Origin of the sequence: Polaromonas sp., assembly GCF_030689685.1 — a bacterium.
In the GTDB taxonomy this organism is placed as follows: domain Bacteria; phylum Pseudomonadota; class Gammaproteobacteria; order Burkholderiales; family Burkholderiaceae_C; genus Polaromonas.
Window position 1 is genome coordinate 1 of the sequence record NZ_JAUYEY010000055.1, and the last position, 23,484, is coordinate 23,484.

Genomic DNA, 23,484 nt, shown 5'->3' on the forward strand with positions numbered 1-23,484 from the left:
GTGCGGGCGGCAACGTGCAGCTCGATGGCGCTGTCAACAGCACGGGCGGCGCACGCGCCCTGAGCGTGACGGCTGGCACGGGCGATGTGACGCTCAGCGGCGCCATCGGCGCTGCCAGCGCGCTGTCGGCCTTGACGGTCAATGCCAATGCCATGGCGGTCAACAACCATGTGGTCAGGACAGCCTCATTGGCGGCGACGCTGACCGGCGGGACCAGCGCCCTCGTGCTGGGCAATGCGGGTAACCAGATCACCACCCTCAACACCATCACGACACCGGGTGGTTTTACGCTCAACAACGGAAACAACAGCGTCACAGTTGCGGGCAATATCACGACCACCAACAATGCTGTGTTGATTGATGCGGGCACCGGTGGTTACACACAAAACGCCAATATTGATGTTGTGGCAGGGACCGGGGCAATCAGCGTGATTGCCGACACAGTGGCCATCAATACCACCAACACCGGCAACAACGCTTTCAGCACTTCGGGCACGCTGACACTCAAGCCAAAAACTGCCGGGCAGGCCATGTCGCTGGCCGGCGCCGCCGCCTTTGACCTGACGGCGCTGGAGATGGCCCGTTTTGCCACGGGTGTCGCTGGCCCGATCATCATAGGAGATACCGCCAGCACTGGCGTCTTGACGATAGGCGCCCCGGTCAGTCTGGCGGGCAAAACCCTGACACTCAATGCGGGGTCGATGACAGACACTGGCACACAAACCCTCACCGCCACCAATGTCACGCTCAATGCCAATGGCCAGATAGGCACGGGCAGCGCCAACGGCATCGACATTGCGGCAATCAATCTCAGCGTCAACACCACAGGCAATGCCAACGCGTTTGTGCGTACAGGCGCGGTCAATCTGGGTGTGGGCACCGGCGGCTCAAACCTTGGAAGCGGCACGCTTGACCTCACCGCCACCGGAGCGGTTACCCAGACGGCGACGACCGGCAATGTCACGGCCGGAACCCTTCAGGTCAAGACCCTGGTCAATGCCGGTGCCGCAATCACGCTGACCAACAGTGGCAACAACGTGGGCGCAGTCAATGTGCAGTCCAGAAACCTGGCCGATGCTGTCAACGCAGGCGGTGCCATCCAGTACACGGACACCAATGGCTTTGATGTTGCCGCCGTGGCCACTACCGGCAATGCCACCCTCTCGGCCGGCGGCGCGGTGACCCAATCGGGCGCAATCAGCGCATCGGGACTGGCGCTGACTGGCACTGGCGGCAACCACACCTTGCGTCACACCGGCAATGCGGTGACCACGCTGGCGGCCAATACCGGCAGTATTGATTACAGCCAGGCGGGTGCGCTGACCGTAGGCACCGTGGCAGGGGTGGTGGGTGTCACCACAGCCGTTGCCGCCAAAATTGAAACCACCGGCGCTGCGTCGGATCTCACGCTGGCCAATGCCGTGACTTCAAACGGCACGGGCGACGCCATTGTGCTCAAGGCGGGCAGCAGCAACGCGGCCGGAACCAGCACGGGGGGGCAGTTCATCATGGGTATCGGTGGCAGCATCGCCGCGTCGGCGGGCCGCTACTTGGTGTACAGCGGCAACCCGGCCACCACGACGGAAGGCGTGACGGGCTACAACAAGCGCTACAACACGTCATCGAGCTTCACCCCGGGCGGCAGCGCCAACATGTTCCTGTACCGGATTGCGCCCACCTTGACGATCAACACCGACAACGCCACCCGTGTTTATGGTGATGTCAACCCCGCGTTCACGGGCCCAACGACCGGCCTTATTGACGGCGACACGGACGCCAGCGTTGGCGTTTTCCGCAGCACATCGGCAGTGTTCAATACGCCAGTGGCCGCCGGTCCAATAGCCATCACACCAGGCGCCACCAACAATGAAAACTACGCGCTGGTGCTGAACAATGGCCTGCTCACCATTACCCGCCGCGGCATCACCGGTGTGACGGGTATTGTGGCCTTCGACAAGAGAGTTGATGGCAATACCAGCGCCGCCCTCAATTCCGGCGCTGCGGGTTTTTCCAACATGGTCATGGGCGATGCGCTGAATGTAGCCACGGCGACCGGCAATTTTGGCAGCAATGCCGTGGGCAGCAACAAGACCGTCTTCATCTCCGGCATCACCCTGGGGGGTGACTCCTCAGACAATTACACGCTGCTGGACAGCACAGCCAGAACAACAGCCAGCATCAGGGACTTGTCGTCTTTCACGGGGGCCCTGTTTCCCGTGCCGTCGCTTTTGCCAGTGCTGCCCAAGGCCTTTGCCACGTCTGGCCTGACGGTAGCGGCTGCCAACGCCTTGTTGGAGAATGCCCCGACGGCGTCCGGTGGCAGCAGAGCGCAGTTCACGATGTTGCGTGAGCCGGCCGGAGGGGAAGAAGGCAGCGCCTCTGTCACTGTGACCAGCACACAGGATGGATCGGGCAGCGGTTTCCGGTTCTCGCTGCCTGCGGACTTCCTCGGAGGTGGTGGCCCCCTCCAGGCCACCACGTCAACGGGTGGCCCGCTGCCCGAGTGGCTGCGCTTTGATCCGAATAGCCGGTCGTTTGTAGCCAGTGGCGCGCCTACAGGTGCACTGCCGATGCAGATTCGGATCAGCGTCGGGGACCGCGCGGTGGTACTGACTATCTCCGAGGCGCAAGTCGGCGGGCCGTCGCGTGGCGTGCTGGTTGAGCACCGGGACCCCGTGCCAGCCAACAGTCCGGGCTGACCCTGACGCGCGCCTGGGCTGGGCGGTCCAGGGGACTTTGGCACCACCGAACGGGTTGCAAGCTGAGCCTTTATGGCGCAAAATGCGCCATAAAGGAGTCACTCATGTCCACCCCCAGCAACTTCGCATCCGTCAAGCTCCCGCTTAGCCTCGTCGAACAGGCCCGTGAAGCGGCCCAACCGCTGCGCCGATCAGCTGCAGGCCAAATCGAGTACTGGGCCACGCTGGGCCGGGTGGTGGAGCATTCGGGCCTGACGGTTCAAGAGGCGCAGACCGCCATCGAGGGGTATGAAACTGCTGCGCGCAAGGCTCAACAAACGCGCGCCGTCGCAGACCTGACCAGCCGCTTGCTTGCGGCGGAAGTAAGCGGCTCGCTGGCACAACGGGTACGGGAAGTGGTGGAAGAAAACCGCAAACTCGCTAGTTAGCTGCATGCCGGTTTTTCATCTGTTGGCGGGCCCCAATGGCGCGGGCAAGTCCTCTCTTTACAGCGCCTTGGTGCGCGATGGCATTCTCAGCGCCGACCTGGCGTTTGTTAACGCCGATCTTTTCGAGCGCGAGCACCTGCAACACATCGCCGATCCTGAGCAGCGTTCACAAGCCGCCAGAGACTGGGCCGACGCGCAACGCGCGATCAAACTTGCCGGTGACGAGTCGTTCGTCAGCGAAACGGTTTTTTCCCATGAGTCCAAGCTGGCCCTGATCAGCGAGGCGCTTGCGCAAGGGTATGTGGTGGCTCTGTATGTTGTGGCACTGGACGACCCTCAGCGCCTGCTGACGCGGGTGCGGCGCCGGGTGCAGGAGGGCGGGCATTTTGTGCCGCCTGACAAAATTCTCGCGCGTTATCCCCGCACCTTGAGCAATCTGTCCCACGCAGTCGGTCTGGCGACGGTGGCGTATCTGTATGAAGCGCGTGACCTGGAGGACGGCGGACCGTTCATGGTCGCGATGTGCGAGGGAGCCAAGGTGACCACCTTCGCCGACAACCTGCCGCGCTGGGCCCAAACGGTGTTGGGCCAGGCCGACATCCAGACCGACTGATGCCGGTTTAAGCCCGCATCAGCGCCTCAATCTCATCGGCCTTCACCGGCACGTCGCGCGTCAATAGCTCGCAGCCCTTGTCAGTGACCAGCGCGTCATCTTCAATCCGGATGCCGATGTTCCAGAACTCCTTGGGCACACCCTTGGCCGGACGCACGTAGATGCCGGGTTCGATGGTGGTCACCATGCCGGGCCGCAAAATGCGGGACGGCTTGCGCATCACGGTCTGACCCAGCGCATCGCGCTCTTCGCGCGGTTTGCTGCCGGGCTCGGTGTAGTCGCCGCAGTCGTGCACATCCATGCCCATCCAGTGACCGGTGCGGTGCATGTAAAACTGGCGGTAGACGCCCGATTCCAAAACGTCATCGACCTTGCCGTGTTTGTTTTTCGCCAGCAGACCGGTTTCCAGCATGCCTTCGATCAGCACGCGGGTGGCTGCGTTGTGCGGGTCCATAAAGCGTTTGCCGGGTTTGGTCGCCTTGACGGCGGCATCCTGCGCGGCCAGCACGATGTCGTACAGCGTGCGCTGCGCCGGGGTGAACTTGCCGTCAGCCGGAAAGGTGCGGGTAATGTCGCTGGCATACCCGTCAAGCTCGCAGCCCGCGTCAATCAGACACAAATCACCGGCCTTGAGCTCGGCATCGCCGGCGCGGTAATGCAGCACACAGGCGTTGGCACCGGCGGCGACGATGCTGGCGTAGGCCGGGTATTGGGAGCCGTGGCGGCGAAACTCGTGCAGCAGCTCGGCCTCCAGGTGGTACTCGCGCAGCCCGCCTTTCACGCCCGCACGCAGCATGGCCACCGAGGTCTGCATGGCACGCACATGCGCACCGGCAGAGATTTTTCCGGCACGCCGCAAAATCGCGATCTCGCTGGCGTCCTTGATCAGCCGCATCTCGTCCAGCACCCGGCACAGGTCGTGCTGGCTTTGCGGACACTCCGCGCCAAAGCGCACGCGGGCCCGCACCTTGTTGAGCCAGCCGTCCACCTGCGTTTCCAGCCCCTTGTGCGTCGCAAAGGGGAACCACACGGCGTTCTGGTTGGACAGCAAGGCCGGCATTTTTTCTTCAAGCGCGTCAGCACTGAAGGCCGTATCAACCCCCAGCGCAGCGGGTGCGGCTTTCGGGCCCAGCCGGATGCCGTCCCAGATCTCGCGCTCCGATTCTTTGGGCCGGCAAAACAGCGTACTGCGGCCGCTAGCCTCAATCACCAGCCAGGCGCCGGGCTCGCTGAAACCGGTCAGGTAATAAAAATAGCTGTCGTGGCGGTAGGCAAAGTCGCTGTCGCGGTTGCGCGCTGTCTCGGGCGCGGTGGGCAACAGGGCGATGCCGCCACCGGCGGCCTTCAGGGCGCGTGCAACAGCGGCCCGGCGTTTTTCGTAAATGGTCATGGATGAAGCGCCTTCCTTTTTCCTGTCAGCGTGTTGTGTTCAGCTTGGCCAGGCGTTCGGGCGTGCCCACGTCGGTCCATGGGCCTGAATATAGCGCCGCCGTGACCTGCCCGTCCTGCATGGCCTGGCGCAGCAGCGGTGCCAGTGCGGCTTTTTGCCCGGCCGGCGTGTCTCTGAACAGCGCGGGGTGGTACAGGCCGACAGTGCTGTAGGTGAACTGTTCGGTGGCGCGTGACAATGCCAGGCCGTCTTCGCTGATGCCGAAGTCGCCGTTGGGGTTGTGCGGCGGATTCGGCACCAGGTAGATATGGGCCAGCGCGCTGGAGGCGGCAAACCGGTGCGCGTCGGACATCGGAAAGCTGAACTCCGGCATGAACACATCGCCCGCGACCAGCCAGAACGGTGCGTCCTGCAGCAGTGGCAGCGCGGTCGCAATGCCTCCCGCCGTTTCCAGCGCGCCGCCAAACTGCGCGCCTTCGTGCGAGTAATGAATGCGCAAGCCGAAGGCACGGCCATCGCCCAGCGTCGCAGGAAACTGCGCTTCCAGCCAGGCGGTGTTGATCACCACGTCTGTGACGCCGGCGCGCGCCAGGCCTTCGAGGTGCCAGACGATCAGTGCCTTGCCCTGAACCTTTAGCAGGGGTTTGGGGCTGTGGTCGGTCAGCGGGCGCATGCGTTCGCCGCGGCCAGCGGCCAGAATCAGGGCTTGGAGGGTCATGTTGCCGTGGATTATCTCCTTTTATGCATCAAATCGGCCTCTGGCCCATGCGTGACGGGCGCAAGCAGCTATTGAATTCATAGCGTTCGCGAGACACCCGGCGAGTACCAGCGGGCGGTCGGCTGCGGCGCAGCGCATCCCGTAAAATCTGGGGTTTTCCCGTGTTCGCCGGCATTGTTCCATCGCCAGCCGGACGCGGGAGCTGCCCCACGCCTCACCACCCACCTGGACCCCACGCAATGGCTGACAACATCTCATCCCTCATGGCCAATTCGATCCGCGCGCTGGCCATGGATGCCGTGCAACAAGCCAACTCCGGCCACCCGGGCGCGCCCATGGGCATGGCCGACATGGCGGTTGCCCTTTGGGGCCGCCACCTCAAGCACAGCCCGCACAACCCGAACTGGTTCAACCGTGATCGTTTTGTGCTGTCCAACGGCCACGGCTCCATGTTGATTTACGCACTGCTGCACCTGACCGGGTACGCGCTGCCGATGAACGAACTGAAACACTTTCGCCAGCTGCACAGCAAAACGCCAGGCCACCCCGAGGTTGGCTACACCCCCGGTATCGAGACCACCACCGGCCCGCTGGGCCAGGGCATCAGCAACGCCGTCGGCATGGCGCTGGCCGAGAAACTGCTGGCGGCTGAATTCAACCAGCCTGACCACGCTATCGTTGATCACCACACCTATGTCTTCATGGGCGACGGCTGCCTGATGGAAGGCATCAGCCACGAGGCTTGCGCATTGGCCGGCGCCTGGAAGCTCAACAAACTGATTGCGCTGTACGACGACAACGGTATTTCGATCGACGGTCAGGTGACCCCCTGGTTCATCGACAACACGCCGCTGCGTTTTGCCGCCTACGGCTGGAACGTGATTGGCCCGATCGACGGCCACGATGTCGAGGCGGTGGCACGCGCCCTGGTCGATGCCAAAAACAGCGCCGACAAACCCACGCTGATCGTCTGCAAAACCCACATCGGCAAAGGCTCGCCAAACCGCGCCAACACCGCTAAGGCCCACGGCGAGCCGCTGGGCTTTGAGGAAATCAAACTCACGCGCGCAGCACTCGGCTGGACCCATGCCCCCTTTGATATGCCGAAAGAGGCTTACGAGGCCTGGGACGCCAAGGCCAAAGGCCTGGCGCTGGAAGCCGCGTGGGACGCCAGATTTGCCGCCTACAAAGTGGCGCACCCCGAGCTGGCCGCAGAATTTACGCGCCGCATGAAGGGCGATCTGCCGCGTGCGTTTTCGCAGATTGCGGTGGACACCGTGGTCGGCGCGCACACCAAGGCTGAAACCGTCGCCTCGCGCAAGGCCTCGCAGATCGCGCTGGAAGATTTCACCGCCGGCCTGCCCGAAATGCTGGGTGGCTCGGCCGACCTGACCGGCTCGAATCTGACCAACACCAAAAGCACGCCCGCCCTGCGCTTTGACCTGGCCGGCGATGTGGTGATGAACGAAACGCCCGACGGCAGCAAGGTCATCGGCCGCCACATCAACTACGGCGTGCGCGAGTTCGGCATGGCCGCCATCATGAACGGCATCGCGTTGCATGGTGGTTACATCCCCTACGGCGGCACCTTCCTGACCTTCAGCGACTACAGCCGCAACGCCATCCGCATGGCGGCGCTGATGAAGATTCGCGTGGTGCATGTGTTCACGCATGACTCCATCGGCCTCGGCGAAGACGGGCCGACGCACCAGTCGATTGAGCACGCCGCCAGCCTGCGCCTGATTCCCAATCTCGACGTCTGGCGTCCGGGCGACACGGCCGAAACCGCCGTGGCCTGGGCCGTGGCCCTGCAGAACAAAAACAAACCCACAGCCCTGTTGCTAAGCCGCCAGAATCTGCCGTATGCACCCAAGAACGATCTTGGCGAGATCAGCCGCGGCGCTTACGTGCTGTCCGAGCCGATCGAAGTCGGGCTGAATAAAAAGGCACAGGCCGTGATTATTGCCACTGGCTCCGAAGTGCAGCTGGCGCTCAAAGCGCAGGAGCTGCTTGCTTCCAAAAAGATAGCTGTCCGTGTCGTCTCCATGCCCAGCAATACCACCTTTGACAAGCAGGCGACAGCTTATAAATCGTCGGTGCTGCCCGAAGGCATTCCGCGCATCGCGGTCGAGATGGGTTCTACCTCCGGCTGGTGGAAATACGGCTGTGCGGCGGTGGTTGGCATCGATACCTATGGCGAGTCGGCGCCTGCACCGGTGCTGTTCAAACACTTTGGCTTCACGCCAGAGAACGTGGCCGACACCGTTCGCAAGGTATTGAAGAAATAGACAAAGCTGTCATCCCGGGCTTGATCCGGGGTCCGCAATGACAATCCCAGAAATTTCAACTTCCAGGAGTAAAAGCAGATGACGATCAAACTAGGTATCAACGGCTTCGGCCGCATCGGCCGCAACGTCTTGCGCGCAGCCGTGCAGAATTTCAGCGACATCGAGATCGTCGGCATCAACGACCTGCTCGAGCCCGATTACCTCAAATACATGTTGCAGTACGACTCGGTGCATGGCCGCTTCAAGGGCGAGGTCTCGGTCGAGGGCAACACCCTGATCGTCAACGGCAAAAAGATCCGCCTGACGCAAGAGCGCGACCCCGCCGCCCTGAAGTGGAATGAGATTGGCGCCGACATCGTGCTGGAGGCCACCGGCCTTTTCCTCGACAAAGCCTCTGGCGAAAAACACCTGGCCGCTGGTGCCAAAAAAGTCATCTTCTCGGCCCCGTCCAAAGACGACACCCCGATGTTTGTCTATGGCGTCAACCACAAGACCTACGCCGGCCAAGCCATCATCTCCAACGCCAGCTGCACCACCAACTGCCTCGCCCCGATTGCCAAGGTGCTCAACGACAAGTGGGGCATCAAGCGCGGCCTGATGACCACGGTGCACGCCGCCACTGCCACGCAAAAAACCGTGGACGGCCCGAGCAACAAAGACTGGCGCGGCGGACGCGGCATTCTTGAAAACATCATCCCCTCCAGCACCGGCGCCGCCAAGGCGGTTGGTGTGGTGATCCCCGAACTCAACAAGAAGCTGACCGGCATGTCCTTCCGCGTGCCGACTTCCGACGTGTCGGTGGTTGATTTGACCTGCGAACTCAACAAGGAAGCCACCCTCAAGGAAATCTGCGCCGAGATGAAAGCGCAAAGCGAAGGCGCCCTCAAAGGCATTCTTGGTTACACCGAAGACAAGGTGGTTGCCACCGACTTTCGCGGTGATGCCCGCACCTCGATTTTTGACGCCGACGCCAGCATTGCGCTGGACGGTACCTTCATCAAGGTCATCGCCTGGTACGACAACGAGTGGGGTTACTCGAACAAGTGCCTGGAGATGGTGCGCGTGGTCGCGAAGTAATTCCGTCCCGACGCTAGTAAAAAAAGCACCGTCGGGTGCTTTTTTTATTGAGCCTGCAAGCCCCTATGCGACGGTCGCAAACAGCTGTCAATCAAGCAACACGCGGTGGCAATATCAGCGCAACCGGCCCAGCAGCCCGGCTTTGACCGCCGGCCATTCGGTGTCGAGGATGGAAAAATAAACCATGTCGCGCATGCGTCCTGAGGCGGCCATCAGGTGCTTGCGGAAGGTGCCCTCCTCGACCGCACCTATGCGCGCCAGCGCCTTGCGTGACGGCTCGTTGAGCACTTCCGTCTTGAACACCACGCGGACCACCTGGAGCGTTTCAAACGCGTGCGCCAGCAGCAGGCATTTGGCCTCGGTGTTGGCGCCGGTGCGCTGGCAGGCGGGGGACAGCCAGGTGGCGCCGATCTCGAGGCGGCGGTGCGCCAGCGCAATGTCCATATAACGCGTGCTACCGATCACCTGGCCATTCGCATGGTTGACGATCACAAACGGCAGGCTGGCGCCACGCCGCTGTTCGTCCAGCGCATGGGCCACATAGGCCTGCATGTCATCCGGGGTGGCGATGGGCGCGGGCTGAAGGCGCCACAGCTCGGGGTGCAGGCCGACCTCCGCCAGGGCAGCCACATGCGCCAGCGCCAGCGGCTCCAGGCGGACAACGGTTCCCGCAAGGGTGATGGGCTGGAGTTTGGCCAAAGACCCGTTCATCAGCGCACCAGGGCCAGTGTCAAGCCGACCACGGCAGTGACAGCCACCAGCGCCGTGATGGCGGCCAGTGCCAGCAGCCGCATCCGGTTGACCTCGGCGCGCCGGATCAGCTGGGTGTTTTGCTCGGCCAGCGCTTCGATCAGTTCGGACGATGCGAGCATCTGCTCGTGCAGGTCCTGGGTGGCGCTTTCCAGCGCCAGCACATGGGCTTGCAGCGCGGCGATGGCCTGGCCTTCTGGTGTCAGCTGCACGCCGGTGGCGGTGTCTGCGATTGGGGCTGGCGGCGGCGCTTTTTTGCCGACGGTATTCCAGAGTTTTTTGGCGCCGTCGGCGACCTTGGGCGCGTTTTTGATCACGTCCGACCAGGGAACCATCTGCAACACCGCCAGCCAGCCAATCGCCATAAACCACCTCTTGTGAAATGTGGCGCCGGTGATTGTCATCGCCGCCCGCCCGCAGGGGCGTCACCAGTTTACTTGCCCGGATCACTGCGCCGGCAGCATCCGCAGCGCCGCAGGCAGGGTCTTGTCTCAGGCACTGGTGGATGCCAGCGTTTTTAACGGGCGCTCCTCGCGCCCGCCCGGATGCCGGGCAAACCGTGCCGGGTCGCTTCCGTGTACCGGCGCCTCGCTGTCAAACAACCAGCCGCCGAACTGGGTGCGCCGGTAGTCGGCCATGGCTTGCGCGATCTCGGCCTGTGTGTTCATCACGAAAGGGCCGTACTGCGCCACTGGTTCGGCAATCGGTTTGCCCTGCAGCAGCAAAAATTCGCCTTCGGCATCGCCGTTGACCAGCTCCACAGCAACATCGGCGCGTATCTCGATGGCCGACGGGCTGCTGATGTCCTGGCCGGCAATGTTTACCGAACTGCCCTTGAAGAAATAGAGCTGGCGGCGCGTGGCGGCGCCTGCTGCGGCCGGCAAGGACCAGCGCGCGCCAGGCGCCATGCGGATGGTCCAGATCGCCACGTCGGCATCCGCCTGCGCGGCCCAGGAGTCGGGCGGTGGCGCGAGTGGGGTCGCAGGCGCATCTGCGTCCTGTAGCCGACCGGCAATCACCGCGATATCGGTGGTGCGCCCTTCATCATCCGTGGCGGTCACGCGCGGAATATCCTGCGACCAGAACATCGTGAAGTGCGGATCGCTCATCTTGGCTGCCGCCGGCAGGTTCAGCCAGATCTGGAACAGCTCCAGCGGGTTGTCATTTTTCTCGTCGAGCAGCGGAAACATCTCGGCGTGCACGATGCCTTTGCCGGCAGTCAGCCATTGCACATCGCCGCGGCCAAAACGGGCGGTGGCGCCCAGTGAGTCGGAGTGGTCAATCAGCCCCTTGCGCACAATGGTGACGGTTTCGAAACCGCGGTGCGGGTGCGGCGGAAAGCCGGGCACTTTTTCACCGTGGTACATGCTCCAGCCGTCCTTGCGGCTGAAGTCCTGGCCGATGGTGCGACCGGTCAGCGCTGCCGCCGGTCCCATCTGTGCGTTGCCTGCGGGGTAGGCGTCGTCGTGGTAGGCGCAGAACAAAAACGGGTCTATGGTTTCCCAGGGGGACCCCAGCGCCTTGACCTGAAGAATGGGGCTTGTGGAGACGGTGGACATGGTGGTCTTTCTCGCGTGAAGCAGTGGCGGAGACGGCGGATCGGTTTGGGTGAGGTCAAGCCACAGACTTGAAGCCTGCAAGCATGGGTTTCAAGGGCCTTCCCTCGCTTGCGGGGCCAGGCCGACCCGCCGATTCGGGACGTGGACTGGTGCGGGCGTCCTACAGTGGTGCATTAACGCAGGGGCTAAGTTCAAGCCTCGTCCTTTGTATCTACCCAGAAATAATTTTAGGCAGTTCATGGTCGAGGCAGGGAAAACTGTCTGCGCACACACCCGCGCGCATTTTCCGCACACTCTAAAGGACTTTTATGAAATACACCCTACTGCTGGCCGCTTTGGTGGCCACCCTGGGCCTGACCGCCTGCGAACGCACCGTGGTGACACCCACTCCGGCTGTTGTGACGGTTCCAGGCCCCGCCGGTCCTGCCGGCGCAACCGGCTCCACAGGTTCTACCGGATCCACCGGTTACACAGGCGCTACCGGTTCCACTGGCTCGACGGGCGCAACCGGCCCTAGCGGCGGCGCCACGGGCGCTACCGGTGCCACAGGTGCCACGGGTTCGACCGGTGCTACGGGCTCGACTGGCTCGACCGGTGCCACTGGCGCCAAAGGTACGACCGGCGACACCGTGATCCTCGTTCCGCAAAAGTAAGCGGAGAGCAGGCCTGCCGCTGCTGTTGTCCAGCACTTGCAGCCCTCTCAAAAAAGCGCCAGCCACGGACGTGACTGGCGCTTTTTCTTTGGGTGCGCAGGTTTTCAGGCCTTGAGCTTCCAGCCAGTGCGGAAAATCCACCACACTGCGGTCAGGCACAGCGCCAGAAAACCCAGGATGGCCGCCACGCTGATACCCACGTTGACATCGGCCACGTCGTAAAAGCTCCAGCGAAAGCCACTGATCAAGTACACCACCGGGTTGAACAGCGCAATTTTTTGCCACACCGGCGGCAGCATGTTGATCGAATAAAACGCCCCACCCAGAAAGGTCAGCGGCGTCACCACCATCAGCGGGACAATCTGCAGCTTCTGAAAGTTGTCGGCCCAGAGTCCGATGATGAAACCGAACAGACTGAAGGTGATGGCCGTGAGCAGCAGAAAACACAACATCCAGAACGGGTGCGCAATGCTGTAGGGCACAAACAGCCGCGCCGTCGCCAGGATCAACAGCCCCAGCAACACCGACTTGCTGGCCGCCGCGCCGACATAACCCATGACCACCTCCATGGCCGAAACCGGCGCCGACAGCAGCTCGTAAATCGTGCCCGACCACTTGGGCATGTAGATGCCGAAAGCCGCATTCGAGATGCTTTCGTTGAGCAGCGCCAGCATGATCAGGCCCGGGATGATGAAAGCCCCATAGCCAATGCCGTCAATATCGCCCATGCGCGAGCCGATGGCCGCACCAAACACCACAAAATACAGCGAGGTAGACAGCACCGGCGAGGCAATCGACTGCGTCAACGTGCGAAAGGTGCGCGCCATTTCAAAGCGGTAAATCGCGCGGATCGCGTGCCAGTTCATGCGGCCTCCAGGGCTTGCGCCGGTTTGCCCGAATGCACGAGGCTGACAAAAATTTCTTCCAGCGAGCTTTCGCTCGAGTGCAGATCCTTGAAGTCGATGCCCTGCGCCGCCAGCTGTTTGAGCAGGTCCGCAATGCCGGTTTCCTCCTGCTGCGTGTCAAAGGTGTAGACCAGTGCCTGGCCGCCCTCGGTCAGCTCTAGCGGCAGCCCGGCCAGCGCGTCCGGCAGGCGCGCCAGCGGCGCGCGCAGGTTCAGTGTCAACTGCTTCTTGCCCAGCTTGCGCATCAACACCGCCTTGTCTTCCACCACGATCAGCTCGCCCTTGTTGATGACACCAATGCGGTCGGCCATTTCTTCGGCCTCCTCGATGTAGTGCGTGGTCAGGATGATGGTCACACCGCTGTCCTGCAGGCGGCGCACCATTTGCCACATGCCCTGGCGCAGTTCGACGTCCACCCCGGCGGTCGGCTCGTCCAGAAAAAGAATCTGCGGCTCGTGCGACAGCGCCTTGGCAATCAGCACCCGGCGCTTCATGCCGCCCGACAGCGTCATGATCTTGCTGTCTTTCTTGTCCCACAGCGACAGGTCGCGCAACACCTTTTCAATGTGCGCCGGATTCGGCGGCTTGCCAAACAGGCCGCGGCTGAAGCTCACGGTGGACCAGACGGTTTCAAACGCATCGGTGGACAGCTCCTGCGGTACCAGGCCGATCTTGGCGCGCGCCGCACGGTAGTCGCGCACGATGTCGTGTCCGTCGGCCATGACGCGGCCCGAGCTGGGCCGGACGATGCCGCAGACGATGTTGATCAGCGTGGTTTTGCCGGCGCCGTTGGGGCCCAAGAGCGCGAAAATCTCGCCGCGCTGGATGTCCAGGTCCACCGACTTGAGGGCCTGGAAGCCCGAGGCATAAACCTTGCTGAGCTGATTGATGGAAATAATGGCTGGCACGGCGGCCTCATGGTCAAAAAGGCGTCTGGCCCATAGGTTGCGGGCGCCTTTAGCTATCAAAGTAGGAGCACCTGAAGGCCGCCGGGGCCGCAGCTACTTCACGCGCCGGTAAGTCGCCGTCACGAAGCGTTTCCAGGTGCCGTCGGCTTGTAGGATTTGTGAGTGTAGCGTCCGCTCGTCTTTGCTGTTGATGGTTTATGCAAAATCGGGCATCAGCCCATGCAGGCCGTGGGCTAGTAGCTATTAAATCAGGAGCATCGGGTCCGGGAGAGCCTTTTTTCACAGCGTCTTTTTGGGCACAAACCCAATCACCAACCCGCGGGCCGTGACGGTGATGGCGCCAGGCTCCATGCCCAGGCCGTCGGCGAGCATCAGGTCCTTGGGCTGTAGCTTGTGCAGCACCACTTCGAGCAAGGACTGCTCGGCCAGCGACGGGCCGTAGGCCTGCAGCAGCGCGGCGGGCCCCGGCGGCAGGCCGGACAGGCTCAGCGTGTTCACCTTCAGTTTGTGCGCGCGTATCGACTGGTCGCTGGCTTCGTAACGCAGCGCAAAGTCCACGTCGAAGTTGCCGGTGCCGCTGCGTGACAGCGCCGGGCCGGCGGCATCGACCACCATCACGGTGCCCAACCGGTTCTGCTCGGGCAGCAGGCGCAGGCGCGGTGGCTGCAGCGTCAGCTCCAGCAGCCCGCCCACCGGGTAACGCATCGGAAACTTCTCGGCCACCGCCTGCTGCAGTTGCGCGCTGGTCACGGTGTAGCTCGGCTGTGCGTGCACCGATGCTGCGGCCAACACAAGTGCGGTCGGGAGTGACAACAGCCACTGTCTGCGTTTCATGGGTTTCCTTCCAAGGAACAAGTGTGTCAGACGATAACTGTGCCTCATCGTTCCCTGCGCGTCTGTGCGGTTTCTTCCCGGATGCGCGCTAGCCCACAGCTAGTAACGCAAAGACATCTGCCGCGCACATGACTACACATGGGCATTACCATCGCGCCGCTTAATGAACTCATGCGGCTGCATTTGGCCGTCCACGCGGGAGACACGCCATGACGATCAAGACAACCTGCTGCTGATTACCGCCGCAGGCCTGACGGGTTGCGCCGTCTACCCCGCCACGCCTTACGGCGAGGTCTATGAGCCGGCCCCTGTTTATGTGGCGCCGGCGCCGGTGCTCATCGGCGGGGCGATGCACTTCGGTCACCAGCGCGGCTACAGCCGACCGCCTGAGCATCCCCACGGGCACCATTCGCATCTGCGTCCGCATGCGCCACCGCGTCCGCACCTGCACAGGCCGGGTCGCCATCACCACTGAGTGCAAACCGCATGTAAAGCCGGTGTGCAAGGTGCAACGGTGTGTGAGCAAGGTCAACAGCGCACCCGGCTGCTCCGTTGAACACTTGGCCATGTGACATCAACCTGATGGACACAAACCGTTTTCAAAGGACTTCCATGAACAAATTACTCGCCGCCCTGATGACCACCTTGATCGCCGGCGCCGCATTTGCGCAAACCCCAGCACCGGTTGCGCCTGCCGTGCCTGCCACGCCTGCCGTGGTCAGGGCCGAGGCCAAAGCCGAGAAGTCCGTCGCTGCCGCTGTGAAAAGCGAAGCCAAGGTCGATGCCAAGGCCGACACCAAGGTTGAAAAGGCAGAAGCCAGCGCCGCCGAAAAGAAATCCAAGGCCCTGACCAAATCTGCCACCACCAAAGCCAAGGCCGACGCAAAAGTCGTCAAGGCCGATGCTGAAGACAAGACCAGCGCCATGGCCAAAGCGGAAAAAACCGATGCCAAGGCCGACCTCAAAGCCGACAAGGCTGTGATCAAGGCCGATACCAAGGTCGACACCGTGCGCATCAAGGCCGCCGCTGACAAAGCCACCGCCAGCGCGGAAACCACTGGCGTCAAGGCAGAAGCCAAGGCCGACGTGAAAGCCGCCGGCAGCAAGTAAATGCTCCAAGGGGGTTACAGGCTCATCCTGTGACACCTTTTGAAAGACAGGCCAAGGCCTGTCTTTTTTTGTGCGCCCATGGCTGCGCCGCAACTCCTGTATGGTCGGCGCATGCGAATCTTTTTCACCCTTGTGCTGTTCACCACTGCCACCTTGGCTGGCGCGCAGACAGCAACATCCAGCAACCCGCAAGACGCGCTGGCCCTGGCGGTGCGCTCGCAAGCCGTGCTCAATGAATACGTGATCGGCGCCATCGAGCCCGAGGCCATGAAGTACGCCCAGCGTTTGCGTCTGACCCAGGCCGCGTTGGATGGGCAGCGAAAGCAGTGGCCCACCGTGCGCACCGGGCCCGATCCTTGGGACAGTTATCGCGCCTGCAAAAATGCGCTTGAAAAAGCGTCTGATGTGGCCGGGCTCTCGGCAATGAAGGCCGTCAGCACGCTGGACAACAAGGTCTTCCATGCCGAGAAAACCAAACTGCAGCAACTTCGGGTTGACTGCACGCGTCAGATCAGCAGCGGCACTGGCGGTAGCAAGGGCAGCGCCGCCGCGCAGAAGTAGGCAACGCTTCCTCAGCGCCCCACCACCGACCAGCCCGCCTTGAGGTTGGCCTTGTCGTTCTCGTACTCCCACGCGGTGCCGCAGCGGTCGCACCGGTACTTGGTGACGGTGACCAGCGCCCCGCCGCGCCGCTCTTGCCGGTTGTTGCCCTGCACCAGCTCCGGGTGGCCGGGCGCCTTGCGCCAGTTGCGCTGGATGCCGGCGCAGGAGTCGCACAGCGCCATTTTTTTCAGTTCGCTCTGGCGGTTGATGTCGTCGGTCATGGTGGTGCTCTTGGTGTGGGGTGACGCGGGCCCGCTACGGGCTGGGCGTGATGGCCTCCATTGTCGCGCCTTGGGGGTTTGGCTCAAAGTTTGGAGCCAAATCAACCCCCAGCCCATACCCGGCAAGCGCTAGCAGCTATCAAAACAGGAGTGTTGCGAGTGTGCCAATGCACGCAGCCGCTGGTGCGCCGCGTCGTCCCCGTCCACCGGCAACTGCTGCTTGGCCCGCAGGTAGTGGTCGGTGAACACGTCGAGGTAAGCGGCCAGCGTCTCGGCCGCGTGTACCTCACCAGCCAGCGCCAGGCACAAGGCCGCCACTTCCGAGGTGCAGAAGTGCGCATCGCGCTGCGAGCGGCGCAGCTTGTAGCTGGAGAGCTGCTCACTCTGCAGGCTCAGCACCGGCAGCTTGTCGAGGTAGGGGCTTTTGCGAAACATCTTGCGCGCCTCAGGCCAGGTCGCATCGAGCAGCACAAACAGCGGGCGTTTTCCAGTGTTGGTCTCCAGGGGCTGCACGTCGCTGACCACCCGCTCAGCGTCGACAAACTCACCGGGAAAGACCAGGTAAGGCTGCCACTGCGGGTCCGCCAGCAGCGCCAGCAGCGCAGGGTCCACCTCGGTGCGCGCCCAGCCAAAAGCAAAAGTGTCGGCCACCACCTCGGCCACCACCCAGCCCGTGTTGCTGGGCTTGAGCGGCTCGATGTCGGCCATGAGCAGGCACACGCCTGCACGCACAGGCAGCAGCGGGCGCAAGGCACAGAGGCAATGGCTGGGCACAAGACGGCAACCGGCACAGCGCTCGCCGCGCGGGCCGCCACGGGCCAGAAAAGGCTTGGAGCTGCGTGCCAGGCGGGCGCTGCGCAGGCGGCTGACGGCGTGAGGGCCTGAAGGCGAGGGCATGTTCATTCGACGGCCGTGTGGCCCGCCCGCGCGGTGTAGCGGATCAGGCGGCAGGCCGGTGCAGCACACACAGCTTGTTGCCGTCCGGGTCGCGCAGGTAGGCCAGGTAGAGCTTGCCCACAGCGCCATCGCGAAAGCCCGGTGGTTCTTCACAGGTGGTGCCGCCGCTGTTGATGCCTGCCGCATGCCAGGCGTCCGCCTGCTCCGGCGACTCCGCCTTGAACCCGATCGTGCTGCCATTGCCATGGCAGGCCGGCTCGCCATTGATGGCCGTGCTGATCGCGAAGGTGCCCGTCTTGCTGCGGTAGAAGTACCTGTTCTTGTTGGCAACGCCGGGAGCGATGCCCAGCGTGCCCAGCAGCGCGTCGTAAAAATTCTTTGAGGCTTCGAGGTCGTTGACGCCGACCATGATGTGACTGAACATTGATTTTGTCTCCGTGGTTGCCCGGGTGGGCGTGGGCCGTTATGTGCTGGAATTACGTTCTATCACGCTGCCCCAGAACAAGCTAAAGCAATGCAAGCAGGACACTAGAACTCATTTGCATTCAACGAGTGACCGCCGACGCTGTAGATACTTTACCTGCGGCGCCTCTTTTTCTGGCATGCTCAATTTCCGACCGTCGTACGGCTCAAGTTGACTCCGAAGTGCATGGTCATCTCCAACTTTGTCCAAGTTGATGCGAATGGTGAAATCGTCTTCAATTAATAGTTGTCCTTTCTCGAATGCGCGATCTACGAGCAAGGAAAGGCAGATGCCGTTTGACGGGTCGAGTCGGATGGTTTGATCTTCGCTCCACGGAACGATGTGCGATGCGACGAGAAAATCTTTAGTCCCGATCCCCGTAATCGCACAGCGATATGCATAGTTATTCTTGACTGCAACAGCGAACACCTTCTGCGCGCTGCCTCTGGTCTTTACCGTTGCAGTCGAATCGGCGATCTCGTAGTTTTTTTGCTCGATTTTTTGTCGAAAGACCTCGACCTCTTCGGGGTCGGATTCCAGTGCCTCCGCAGACGCGTCGCTTTGCGAGACTTCAGGGAAACGCGCCTGCAGCGCATGCAAGAAGTCATCGATAGACGCGGCGATAGCCGTGGCAAGAGGCTCGGGCTTGACCCACGCGTCATGATTCAGAGCGGGATCAAAAAACAGCCCGTGACCTGGGGCTCTAAGGTAGCTAGCTAAGGCTCGACCGGCATCAATTCCAAGTGCGTCGATTACTGCTTTTCGATTTTCCGAATTAACGAGCTGCGATATTGCATAGTCAATCTCTGCGGTCGGAGCTGTCCCGGCGCTATGAAGAAGCGCCCATGCGAGCGCAGATTGCCGAGAAGTCTTCTCAGCAAGAGCTTGGATTTCCTGCGGGACGAGCTTTAAGTCGGCCCACTCATAGTCTTCGCTTGGGTCCTTGAGGTAAGCCCGTAGGTGCAATGTCCTCGCTTCGTCACGGAGCTTGATTGCTATCAGGTATGGTTGTCCGGCACCGCAGGCCGCAAGTAGCGCGAGCTCGTTCTCGGCATCGGCAAAATTAAGATGAGACGGATTTCCCGGGATTGTCTCGGCCGTAGCTTCGCTGGGCGTGAGCGACATCCTCCATGCCTTCGGCGCACCGAGGCTGGTTTCCCATTTCAGGTGAGGACGGTCTGCGGAGTTAAAGACTAGCGCCCCAGGTGTCGTCCCCGTTGGCCACTGGTAGGTCAGCGGCACCGACCCGGCATCACTAATACTCACGGGGAAAAGGTGTCTGACGGCGTCGAGAAATTCAGCCTTCTTGGAGAGTTGAAGGTAGTCCTTCGTGTATTTGGTTCCGTCCAAACGCCCATAAGTTGCGCGGTGCGCCGACGGGCCATAGTAGATCACCAACACCCATTCAACCGGCTGAGCAACCATCAGATCCTCCCAATGATGATCGCTTCGGGCGACAAGTGGGGCTCGACTTCTCGTCGACTTTGTGCCGCTAGCGCGCGATGAGCGGTAAATCGGATGATTTCAGCGTTTGGGAATAAATCACGAACTGATGCAGTGTCGCGGTTGGACATTACCCATCGTACGCCTCGCCGAGACAAATCAGAACAGATTTGGGCAAGCTCAGTGAGGTCGGACATCTCAAAGGTTTTTGCCGTGTACTTGTTAAACTTCGCAGTGGCCTCCTTTTCAACGCCCGGCTGTGTGAATACAGGCAAGTACGGGGGGTCGAGATAGACGAAATCTCCGCGTTTGGCACCGCCAAGAATCTCCCGGAAGTCGGCGGCATAGATGTCCGTCCGAGCCAGAACCTTCGCAATGTTCTTCATCATGGCCTCTTCCATAACCTTAAAACTGCGATCTCCCCAAGGCGCATTCATGCCTCCGGTTCGCGAGTTTTCTCGCCACAGGTGGTTCCACGAAACTGCGTTCAGGTAAAGGAAGCGTGCTGCCTTTTCGACGAGCCCAAGGGGTGTAGCCGACCTAACTTCGTAGTAGAACTCTTTGGAGTCGTTCGCCAAGTATCCATTAAGCAGTGGACGCAATTCCGTTTGATGGTCTCTCATCGCCACCCAAGCCGCAACGAGATGCTCATTGAGGTCCGCAAGCCGCGAGCGGCCGGATACGCGTGATGTACAAGCGAGGAATACTGCGCCACCACCAAGAAAGGGCTCGTAGTAGTTCTTTATGCTTGCGGGTACATGGGGAAGAATGCGCGGAAGAAGACGCGACTTCCCTCCTACCCACCGAATGAAGGGTTTAATTGGCTTCGCATCGGCTTTCTCAACGAGCGCGGCACTGTATGGCCTGTCCAAAGCGGGATGCGTCATGTTTTTTCTACTTCGTCGTTGCAAGTACGTTGCGAGCGGCAGTATACTGTAAAAATAACCAGTGTCGAGGCTGGGCCCCGCTCCTCCAGTTTCGAGAGATTTATATGTCAGATATTCAATTGATATGGCCAAATAAGGATCTGCCGCTTCGGGCTGCGGGGGTGGCCAGCTTTGAGTGGGTGCAACCAATGGACCGGCGCATGTCTATACCGCTGGAGTTTGAGAATCTGACGGCGAGTCTGTTAGATGTCCCTGCGAATGTGCTGGCTATCGGCGATGGGCTAGATGTTTTAGAAGCGCTGACATTACAGACGAACGTTTTGGAAGATGGAATTCGGCTCGTTTACATCGACCCGCCTTTTAATACCCAAGTGAACTTTCGTCAGTACAACGACACTATGCAGCGGCCAATGTGGCTAAGCATGATGCGCGACCGGCTTGCTGCCTTGCGCCCACTTCTCGCAGAGGATGCGAGCGTTTGGGTGCATCTTGACGATTCGGAAGTGCATCGAGCTCGAGCAGTGATGGATGAAGTTTTTGGGGATAACGCATTCGTTGCTTCAGTGGTATGGCAGAAGAAGACTACACGGGACTCCCGCGCCGCGTTTTCTTCAAACCACGACACAATCTTGGTGTACGCGCCGAGCGGACCTAAAAGGTGGAAGACATCTCGAAATCTTTTAGTCAAAGACGAGACGCTTTTGCGTAATCGAGACGATGATCCCCGTGGACCTTGGTCGGATGCACCCTTTACAGCGCCCGGTTTTCGCAAAGCACAGCAGTACGACATCGTTACGCCGACGGGACAGGTTTTGCGGCCCCCACGCGGCCGTTCGTGGTACGCCACTGAACAAACCTATCTCGACTTGCTTGCGGATGGCCGGATTTGGTTCCCTAAAGGTGGCGATGGCTCGCCGCGGTTGAAGCTGTTCGCGCATCAGCTCAGGGGTCTTGTGCCGTTCACCGTGTGGGGTGCGCCCGACACTGGAACAAACGACGACGCGAAGCGCCACCTGATGGCTATGTTTCCGGACGTTGAGGTGTTCGATACGCCGAAACCTGAGTCGCTTCTCGAGCGAATTATTCACATCGCGACAAACGAAGGCGAACTGGTAGTCGACATATTTGGCGGTAGCGGAACTACTGCCGCTGTAGCGCACAAAATGGGCCGACGATGGGTCATTGCCGAACGCAATGCGCAGACTGTTCTGGACTTTTTGCTTCCAAGACTCCAGCGAGTGATCGATGGGACAGACTCGGGAGGAATTACTGAATCTACCTCTTGGGCCGGGGGTGGTAACTTTGGGATCGTTCATGTGTCGCCACGGTTTGGGAAGCTAGACAGCAAGAATGGAATCGACCTAATTAAGCGGCATTTAGCAGCGCAGGCGGCTTTACGCCGCCTACCTTTGATCCGCGCTCGGACATGTTTCACTGCTGCTTGAGCGGATGCTGTGTAGGACGGTAGTCAATACCGCGAAACATATTTTTATCGTTGGAGTTCTTGTACATCGCGTGCTTGGATGTGAGGTTCGACTCTTCCAATGTAGTTAAACGTGCAGGTAACCTGCAAGTCATTCACAAGCCCTTCTCCCACAAGCCCCGTCACAACGCGGTCCGATAATTGCGTCATGATCCAGATGCCGCCCGCCACCACTGTTCCCGACATCGTCCTTCCGGATGAGCCCGGCACGACGGTGACGGTGGTGGAGACGCAGCAGGCTTTCGACCCCAACAGCACCGCGCACTTTCAGGCCAAGATGAGCCGGGCGCCGGTCTGGTTCGTCTCCATTGTGGCCAGCAACCACCGCGAGACGCACCGCTTTCGCGAAGAGCTGGCGCACATCAAGGGGGCGTGGCCGCTGCTGATGAAGCAGCGCAAGGGCGGCACCTGGACGCCGGAGGACAAGGTCCAGCTCAAGGCGATGGTGCGTTCGGCCTCCTCGGTCAGCCCTTACCTGTTTATCTGGGCGATTCCGGGGTCCATGGTTTTGCTGCCTTTCCTGGCCTGGTTTCTGGACAGGCAGCGCAAAAAGCGTGCGGTCGAGCGCCGGCGGCTCAAGGAAGAATGGTCCGGGCGGGCTGGTTTATGCATCAAATCGGCCCCAAGCCCCCGTCCAGCGGGAGCTACCCGCTATCAAAATCAGAGTGATAAGCCGGACTTTTCTTTCAAAACCACCGCCTGAAGGTTTCAGCGATCACCCCTTGACCCTGCCCCACCGCTCCGGTTTAAAGTCAAGCCTTGTCGTCTTCTGAAAGCATCCCATGAACATCGCCTCCCTCAAAGAAGTCGTCAGCGCCCAAGAATGGCAACTGCGTGTGGACCTGGCTGCGGCTTACCGGCTGGTGGCGCTGTATGGCTGGAGTGACCTGGTGTTCACGCACATCAGTGCGCGGGTGCCGGGGCCTGAGCATCACTTTCTGATCAATCCCTATGGCCTGATGTTTGACGAGATCACGGCTTCATCGCTGGTCAAGATTGACGCGCAGTGCAACAAGGTGATTGATTCGCCCTGGCCGGTCAACCCGGCCGGCTTTGTGATCCACAGCGCGGTGCATGAAGCGCGGCATGACACGGTGTGTGTGATGCACACGCACACGCGGGCGGGTGTGGCGGTCAGTGCGCAGAAGGGCGGCATCCTGCCGATCTCGCAGCAGTCGGCCTTTGTCCTGGCTTCGCTGGGTTACCACGACTACGAAGGCGTGGCCTTCCGCGACGACGAGAAGCCGCGCCTGCAAAAAGACCTGGGCATGGCCACGCACCTGATGCTGCGCAACCATGGCCTGCTGGTGGTGGGCAAGACGATTGCCGACGCCTTTGCCAGCATGTACCGGTTTGAAAGCACCTGCCAGATCCAGCTCAGCGCGCAAGCGGGCGGCGGTGAGCTGATTCATTTCGGCCCGGAGATCTACACCGCCAACGACAGCTCGGCCGCCTATGTGCGCGCCGGCGGCATTGGCGGCGCTTTCATCTGGCCGGCGCTGCTGCGCAAGCTGGACCGGATCGACGCCAGCTACAAGGACTGAGCCGCAGTCTG

Annotated in this window: 26 protein-coding genes; 12 read left to right on the forward strand and 14 right to left on the reverse strand. The window is 61.3% G+C overall.

The window, feature by feature from the left end:
- From Q8O29_RS13505 to Q8O29_RS13515, 3 genes are all read left to right on the forward strand, one after another.
- Nucleotides 1-2,699 (forward strand): YDG domain-containing protein (locus tag Q8O29_RS13505; RefSeq protein WP_305563611.1); only part of this gene is annotated, 2,699 nt, incomplete at its 5' end.
- Between the two features lie 104 nt (nucleotides 2,700-2,803).
- Nucleotides 2,804-3,127 (forward strand): hypothetical protein, encoded by a 324-nt coding sequence (locus Q8O29_RS13510; protein ID WP_305563613.1) that lies wholly within the window; start codon nucleotides 2,804-2,806, stop codon nucleotides 3,125-3,127.
- A gap of 4 nt (nucleotides 3,128-3,131) precedes the next feature.
- Entirely contained in the window at nucleotides 3,132-3,740 is a 609-nt protein-coding gene (locus Q8O29_RS13515) for a zeta toxin family protein (RefSeq protein ID WP_305563615.1), read from the forward strand.
- A gap of 7 nt (nucleotides 3,741-3,747) precedes the next feature.
- On the opposite strand, the gene Q8O29_RS13520 is transcribed toward Q8O29_RS13515, so the two are convergent.
- A complete protein-coding gene (locus tag Q8O29_RS13520; protein ID WP_305563617.1) occupies nucleotides 3,748-5,130 on the reverse strand; it encodes an aminopeptidase P N-terminal domain-containing protein in 1,383 nt (460 codons plus the stop codon).
- A 25-nt stretch (nucleotides 5,131-5,155) separates the two neighbouring features.
- Nucleotides 5,156-5,848 (reverse strand): N-acetylmuramate alpha-1-phosphate uridylyltransferase MurU, encoded by a 693-nt coding sequence (gene murU / locus Q8O29_RS13525; RefSeq protein ID WP_305563619.1) that lies wholly within the window; start codon nucleotides 5,846-5,848, stop codon nucleotides 5,156-5,158.
- A gap of 239 nt (nucleotides 5,849-6,087) precedes the next feature.
- On the opposite strand from murU, the gene tkt reads away from it, so the two are divergent.
- On the forward strand, nucleotides 6,088-8,136 hold the full coding sequence (tkt, locus tag Q8O29_RS13530) for a transketolase (protein WP_305563621.1): 2,049 nt from the start codon (nucleotides 6,088-6,090) through the stop codon (nucleotides 8,134-8,136).
- A 78-nt stretch (nucleotides 8,137-8,214) separates the two neighbouring features.
- Nucleotides 8,215-9,213, forward strand: a complete 999-nt coding sequence (gap, locus tag Q8O29_RS13535; protein ID WP_305563623.1) for a type I glyceraldehyde-3-phosphate dehydrogenase — start codon at nucleotides 8,215-8,217, stop codon at nucleotides 9,211-9,213.
- A 114-nt stretch (nucleotides 9,214-9,327) separates the two neighbouring features.
- Here gap and Q8O29_RS13540 read toward each other — a convergent pair whose 3' ends face one another.
- The 3 genes from Q8O29_RS13540 to Q8O29_RS13550 form a co-directional block, all read right to left on the reverse strand.
- On the reverse strand, nucleotides 9,328-9,924 hold the full coding sequence (locus tag Q8O29_RS13540) for a GNAT family N-acetyltransferase (RefSeq protein WP_305563625.1): 597 nt from the start codon (nucleotides 9,922-9,924) through the stop codon (nucleotides 9,328-9,330).
- Nucleotides 9,924-10,328 carry a hypothetical protein gene (locus Q8O29_RS13545; protein WP_305563626.1) on the reverse strand — a complete coding sequence of 135 codons (405 nt, stop codon included), beginning with the start codon at nucleotides 10,326-10,328 and terminating at the stop codon, nucleotides 9,924-9,926. Before Q8O29_RS13545 ends, Q8O29_RS13540 begins: the two co-directional genes overlap by 1 nt.
- Before the next feature lie 126 nt (nucleotides 10,329-10,454).
- Entirely contained in the window at nucleotides 10,455-11,522 is a 1,068-nt protein-coding gene (locus Q8O29_RS13550) for a pirin family protein (RefSeq protein ID WP_305563628.1), read from the reverse strand.
- A 308-nt stretch (nucleotides 11,523-11,830) separates the two neighbouring features.
- Between Q8O29_RS13550 and Q8O29_RS13555 the strand changes: the two genes are divergently transcribed.
- On the forward strand, nucleotides 11,831-12,175 hold the full coding sequence (locus Q8O29_RS13555) for a collagen-like protein (RefSeq protein WP_305563630.1): 345 nt from the start codon (nucleotides 11,831-11,833) through the stop codon (nucleotides 12,173-12,175).
- 104 nt (nucleotides 12,176-12,279) lie between these two features.
- Here the strand turns inward: Q8O29_RS13555 and Q8O29_RS13560 are convergent, their stop codons facing one another.
- From Q8O29_RS13560 to Q8O29_RS13575, 4 genes are all read right to left on the reverse strand, one after another.
- Nucleotides 12,280-13,041 (reverse strand): ABC transporter permease, encoded by a 762-nt coding sequence (locus Q8O29_RS13560; protein ID WP_305563632.1) that lies wholly within the window; start codon nucleotides 13,039-13,041, stop codon nucleotides 12,280-12,282.
- On the reverse strand, nucleotides 13,038-13,988 hold the full coding sequence (locus Q8O29_RS13565) for an ABC transporter ATP-binding protein (protein ID WP_305563634.1): 951 nt from the start codon (nucleotides 13,986-13,988) through the stop codon (nucleotides 13,038-13,040). Before Q8O29_RS13565 ends, Q8O29_RS13560 begins: the two co-directional genes overlap by 4 nt.
- Before the next feature lie 93 nt (nucleotides 13,989-14,081).
- Complete coding sequence (locus Q8O29_RS13570) at nucleotides 14,082-14,180, reverse strand: DUF1579 family protein (RefSeq protein ID WP_305563736.1); 99 nt, start codon at nucleotides 14,178-14,180, stop codon at nucleotides 14,082-14,084.
- Between the two features lie 87 nt (nucleotides 14,181-14,267).
- Entirely contained in the window at nucleotides 14,268-14,822 is a 555-nt protein-coding gene (locus Q8O29_RS13575) for a DUF1439 domain-containing protein (protein ID WP_305563636.1), read from the reverse strand.
- Nucleotides 14,823-14,985: 163 nt separating this feature from the next.
- On the opposite strand from Q8O29_RS13575, the gene Q8O29_RS13580 reads away from it, so the two are divergent.
- The 3 genes from Q8O29_RS13580 (at nucleotide 14,986) to Q8O29_RS13590 (ending at nucleotide 16,493) form a co-directional block, all read left to right on the forward strand.
- On the forward strand, nucleotides 14,986-15,297 hold the full coding sequence (locus Q8O29_RS13580) for a hypothetical protein (protein WP_371134241.1): 312 nt from the start codon (nucleotides 14,986-14,988) through the stop codon (nucleotides 15,295-15,297).
- Nucleotides 15,298-15,434: 137 nt separating this feature from the next.
- Nucleotides 15,435-15,932: a hypothetical protein gene (locus Q8O29_RS13585; RefSeq protein WP_305563638.1), complete on the forward strand. Its 498-nt coding sequence runs from the start codon at nucleotides 15,435-15,437 to the stop codon at nucleotides 15,930-15,932.
- Between the two features lie 111 nt (nucleotides 15,933-16,043).
- On the forward strand, nucleotides 16,044-16,493 hold the full coding sequence (locus tag Q8O29_RS13590) for a hypothetical protein (RefSeq protein WP_305563640.1): 450 nt from the start codon (nucleotides 16,044-16,046) through the stop codon (nucleotides 16,491-16,493).
- An 11-nt stretch (nucleotides 16,494-16,504) separates the two neighbouring features.
- On the opposite strand, the gene Q8O29_RS13595 is transcribed toward Q8O29_RS13590, so the two are convergent.
- From Q8O29_RS13595 to Q8O29_RS13615, 5 genes are all read right to left on the reverse strand, one after another.
- On the reverse strand, nucleotides 16,505-16,756 hold the full coding sequence (locus Q8O29_RS13595; RefSeq protein WP_305563642.1) for a hypothetical protein: 252 nt from the start codon (nucleotides 16,754-16,756) through the stop codon (nucleotides 16,505-16,507).
- A 129-nt stretch (nucleotides 16,757-16,885) separates the two neighbouring features.
- Nucleotides 16,886-17,659 (reverse strand): tRNA-uridine aminocarboxypropyltransferase, encoded by a 774-nt coding sequence (locus tag Q8O29_RS13600; protein ID WP_305563644.1) that lies wholly within the window; start codon nucleotides 17,657-17,659, stop codon nucleotides 16,886-16,888.
- Between the two features lie 37 nt (nucleotides 17,660-17,696).
- Entirely contained in the window at nucleotides 17,697-18,077 is a 381-nt protein-coding gene (locus Q8O29_RS13605) for a VOC family protein (protein ID WP_305563646.1), read from the reverse strand.
- Between the two features lie 111 nt (nucleotides 18,078-18,188).
- Nucleotides 18,189-19,541, reverse strand: coding sequence for an HNH endonuclease (locus Q8O29_RS13610; RefSeq protein WP_305563648.1), 1,353 nt, complete (start codon nucleotides 19,539-19,541; stop codon nucleotides 18,189-18,191).
- Nucleotides 19,541-20,446 (reverse strand): DNA adenine methylase, encoded by a 906-nt coding sequence (locus Q8O29_RS13615; protein ID WP_305563650.1) that lies wholly within the window; start codon nucleotides 20,444-20,446, stop codon nucleotides 19,541-19,543. The genes Q8O29_RS13610 and Q8O29_RS13615 overlap by 1 nt, the downstream gene beginning before the upstream one ends.
- Before the next feature lie 104 nt (nucleotides 20,447-20,550).
- Between Q8O29_RS13615 and Q8O29_RS13620 the strand changes: the two genes are divergently transcribed.
- The 3 genes from Q8O29_RS13620 to Q8O29_RS13630 all read left to right on the forward strand — a co-directional run bounded on the left by Q8O29_RS13620 (nucleotide 20,551) and on the right by Q8O29_RS13630 (nucleotide 23,473).
- A complete protein-coding gene (locus Q8O29_RS13620; protein ID WP_305563652.1) occupies nucleotides 20,551-21,891 on the forward strand; it encodes a site-specific DNA-methyltransferase in 1,341 nt (446 codons plus the stop codon).
- A 186-nt stretch (nucleotides 21,892-22,077) separates the two neighbouring features.
- Complete coding sequence (locus Q8O29_RS13625; protein ID WP_305563654.1) at nucleotides 22,078-22,632, forward strand: hypothetical protein; 555 nt, start codon at nucleotides 22,078-22,080, stop codon at nucleotides 22,630-22,632.
- Nucleotides 22,633-22,711: 79 nt separating this feature from the next.
- Nucleotides 22,712-23,473 (forward strand): class II aldolase/adducin family protein, encoded by a 762-nt coding sequence (locus Q8O29_RS13630; RefSeq protein ID WP_305563656.1) that lies wholly within the window; start codon nucleotides 22,712-22,714, stop codon nucleotides 23,471-23,473.
- Nucleotides 23,474-23,484 lie beyond the last annotated feature (11 nt).

Coding starts and splice junctions, on each gene's coding strand:
- Q8O29_RS13510 (WP_305563613.1), top strand. CDS start 2,804: ATGTCCACCCCCAGCAACTTCGCATCCGTCAAGCTCCCGCTTAGCCTC.
- Q8O29_RS13515 (WP_305563615.1), top strand. CDS start 3,132: ATGCCGGTTTTTCATCTGTTGGCGGGCCCCAATGGCGCGGGCAAGTCC.
- Q8O29_RS13520 (WP_305563617.1), bottom strand. CDS start 5,130: ATGACCATTTACGAAAAACGCCGGGCCGCTGTTGCACGCGCCCTGAAG.
- murU (WP_305563619.1), bottom strand. CDS start 5,848: ATGACCCTCCAAGCCCTGATTCTGGCCGCTGGCCGCGGCGAACGCATG.
- tkt (WP_305563621.1), top strand. CDS start 6,088: ATGGCTGACAACATCTCATCCCTCATGGCCAATTCGATCCGCGCGCTG.
- gap (WP_305563623.1), top strand. CDS start 8,215: ATGACGATCAAACTAGGTATCAACGGCTTCGGCCGCATCGGCCGCAAC.
- Q8O29_RS13540 (WP_305563625.1), bottom strand. CDS start 9,924: ATGAACGGGTCTTTGGCCAAACTCCAGCCCATCACCCTTGCGGGAACC.
- Q8O29_RS13545 (WP_305563626.1), bottom strand. CDS start 10,328: ATGGCGATTGGCTGGCTGGCGGTGTTGCAGATGGTTCCCTGGTCGGAC.
- Q8O29_RS13550 (WP_305563628.1), bottom strand. CDS start 11,522: ATGTCCACCGTCTCCACAAGCCCCATTCTTCAGGTCAAGGCGCTGGGG.
- Q8O29_RS13555 (WP_305563630.1), top strand. CDS start 11,831: ATGAAATACACCCTACTGCTGGCCGCTTTGGTGGCCACCCTGGGCCTG.
- Q8O29_RS13560 (WP_305563632.1), bottom strand. CDS start 13,041: ATGAACTGGCACGCGATCCGCGCGATTTACCGCTTTGAAATGGCGCGC.
- Q8O29_RS13575 (WP_305563636.1), bottom strand. CDS start 14,822: ATGAAACGCAGACAGTGGCTGTTGTCACTCCCGACCGCACTTGTGTTG.
- Q8O29_RS13580 (WP_371134241.1), top strand. CDS start 14,986: ATGAACTCATGCGGCTGCATTTGGCCGTCCACGCGGGAGACACGCCAT.
- Q8O29_RS13585 (WP_305563638.1), top strand. CDS start 15,435: ATGAACAAATTACTCGCCGCCCTGATGACCACCTTGATCGCCGGCGCC.
- Q8O29_RS13590 (WP_305563640.1), top strand. CDS start 16,044: ATGCGAATCTTTTTCACCCTTGTGCTGTTCACCACTGCCACCTTGGCT.
- Q8O29_RS13595 (WP_305563642.1), bottom strand. CDS start 16,756: ATGACCGACGACATCAACCGCCAGAGCGAACTGAAAAAAATGGCGCTG.
- Q8O29_RS13600 (WP_305563644.1), bottom strand. CDS start 17,659: ATGAACATGCCCTCGCCTTCAGGCCCTCACGCCGTCAGCCGCCTGCGC.
- Q8O29_RS13605 (WP_305563646.1), bottom strand. CDS start 18,077: ATGTTCAGTCACATCATGGTCGGCGTCAACGACCTCGAAGCCTCAAAG.
- Q8O29_RS13610 (WP_305563648.1), bottom strand. CDS start 19,541: ATGGTTGCTCAGCCGGTTGAATGGGTGTTGGTGATCTACTATGGCCCG.
- Q8O29_RS13615 (WP_305563650.1), bottom strand. CDS start 20,446: ATGACGCATCCCGCTTTGGACAGGCCATACAGTGCCGCGCTCGTTGAG.
- Q8O29_RS13620 (WP_305563652.1), top strand. CDS start 20,551: ATGTCAGATATTCAATTGATATGGCCAAATAAGGATCTGCCGCTTCGG.
- Q8O29_RS13625 (WP_305563654.1), top strand. CDS start 22,078: ATGATCCAGATGCCGCCCGCCACCACTGTTCCCGACATCGTCCTTCCG.
- Q8O29_RS13630 (WP_305563656.1), top strand. CDS start 22,712: ATGAACATCGCCTCCCTCAAAGAAGTCGTCAGCGCCCAAGAATGGCAA.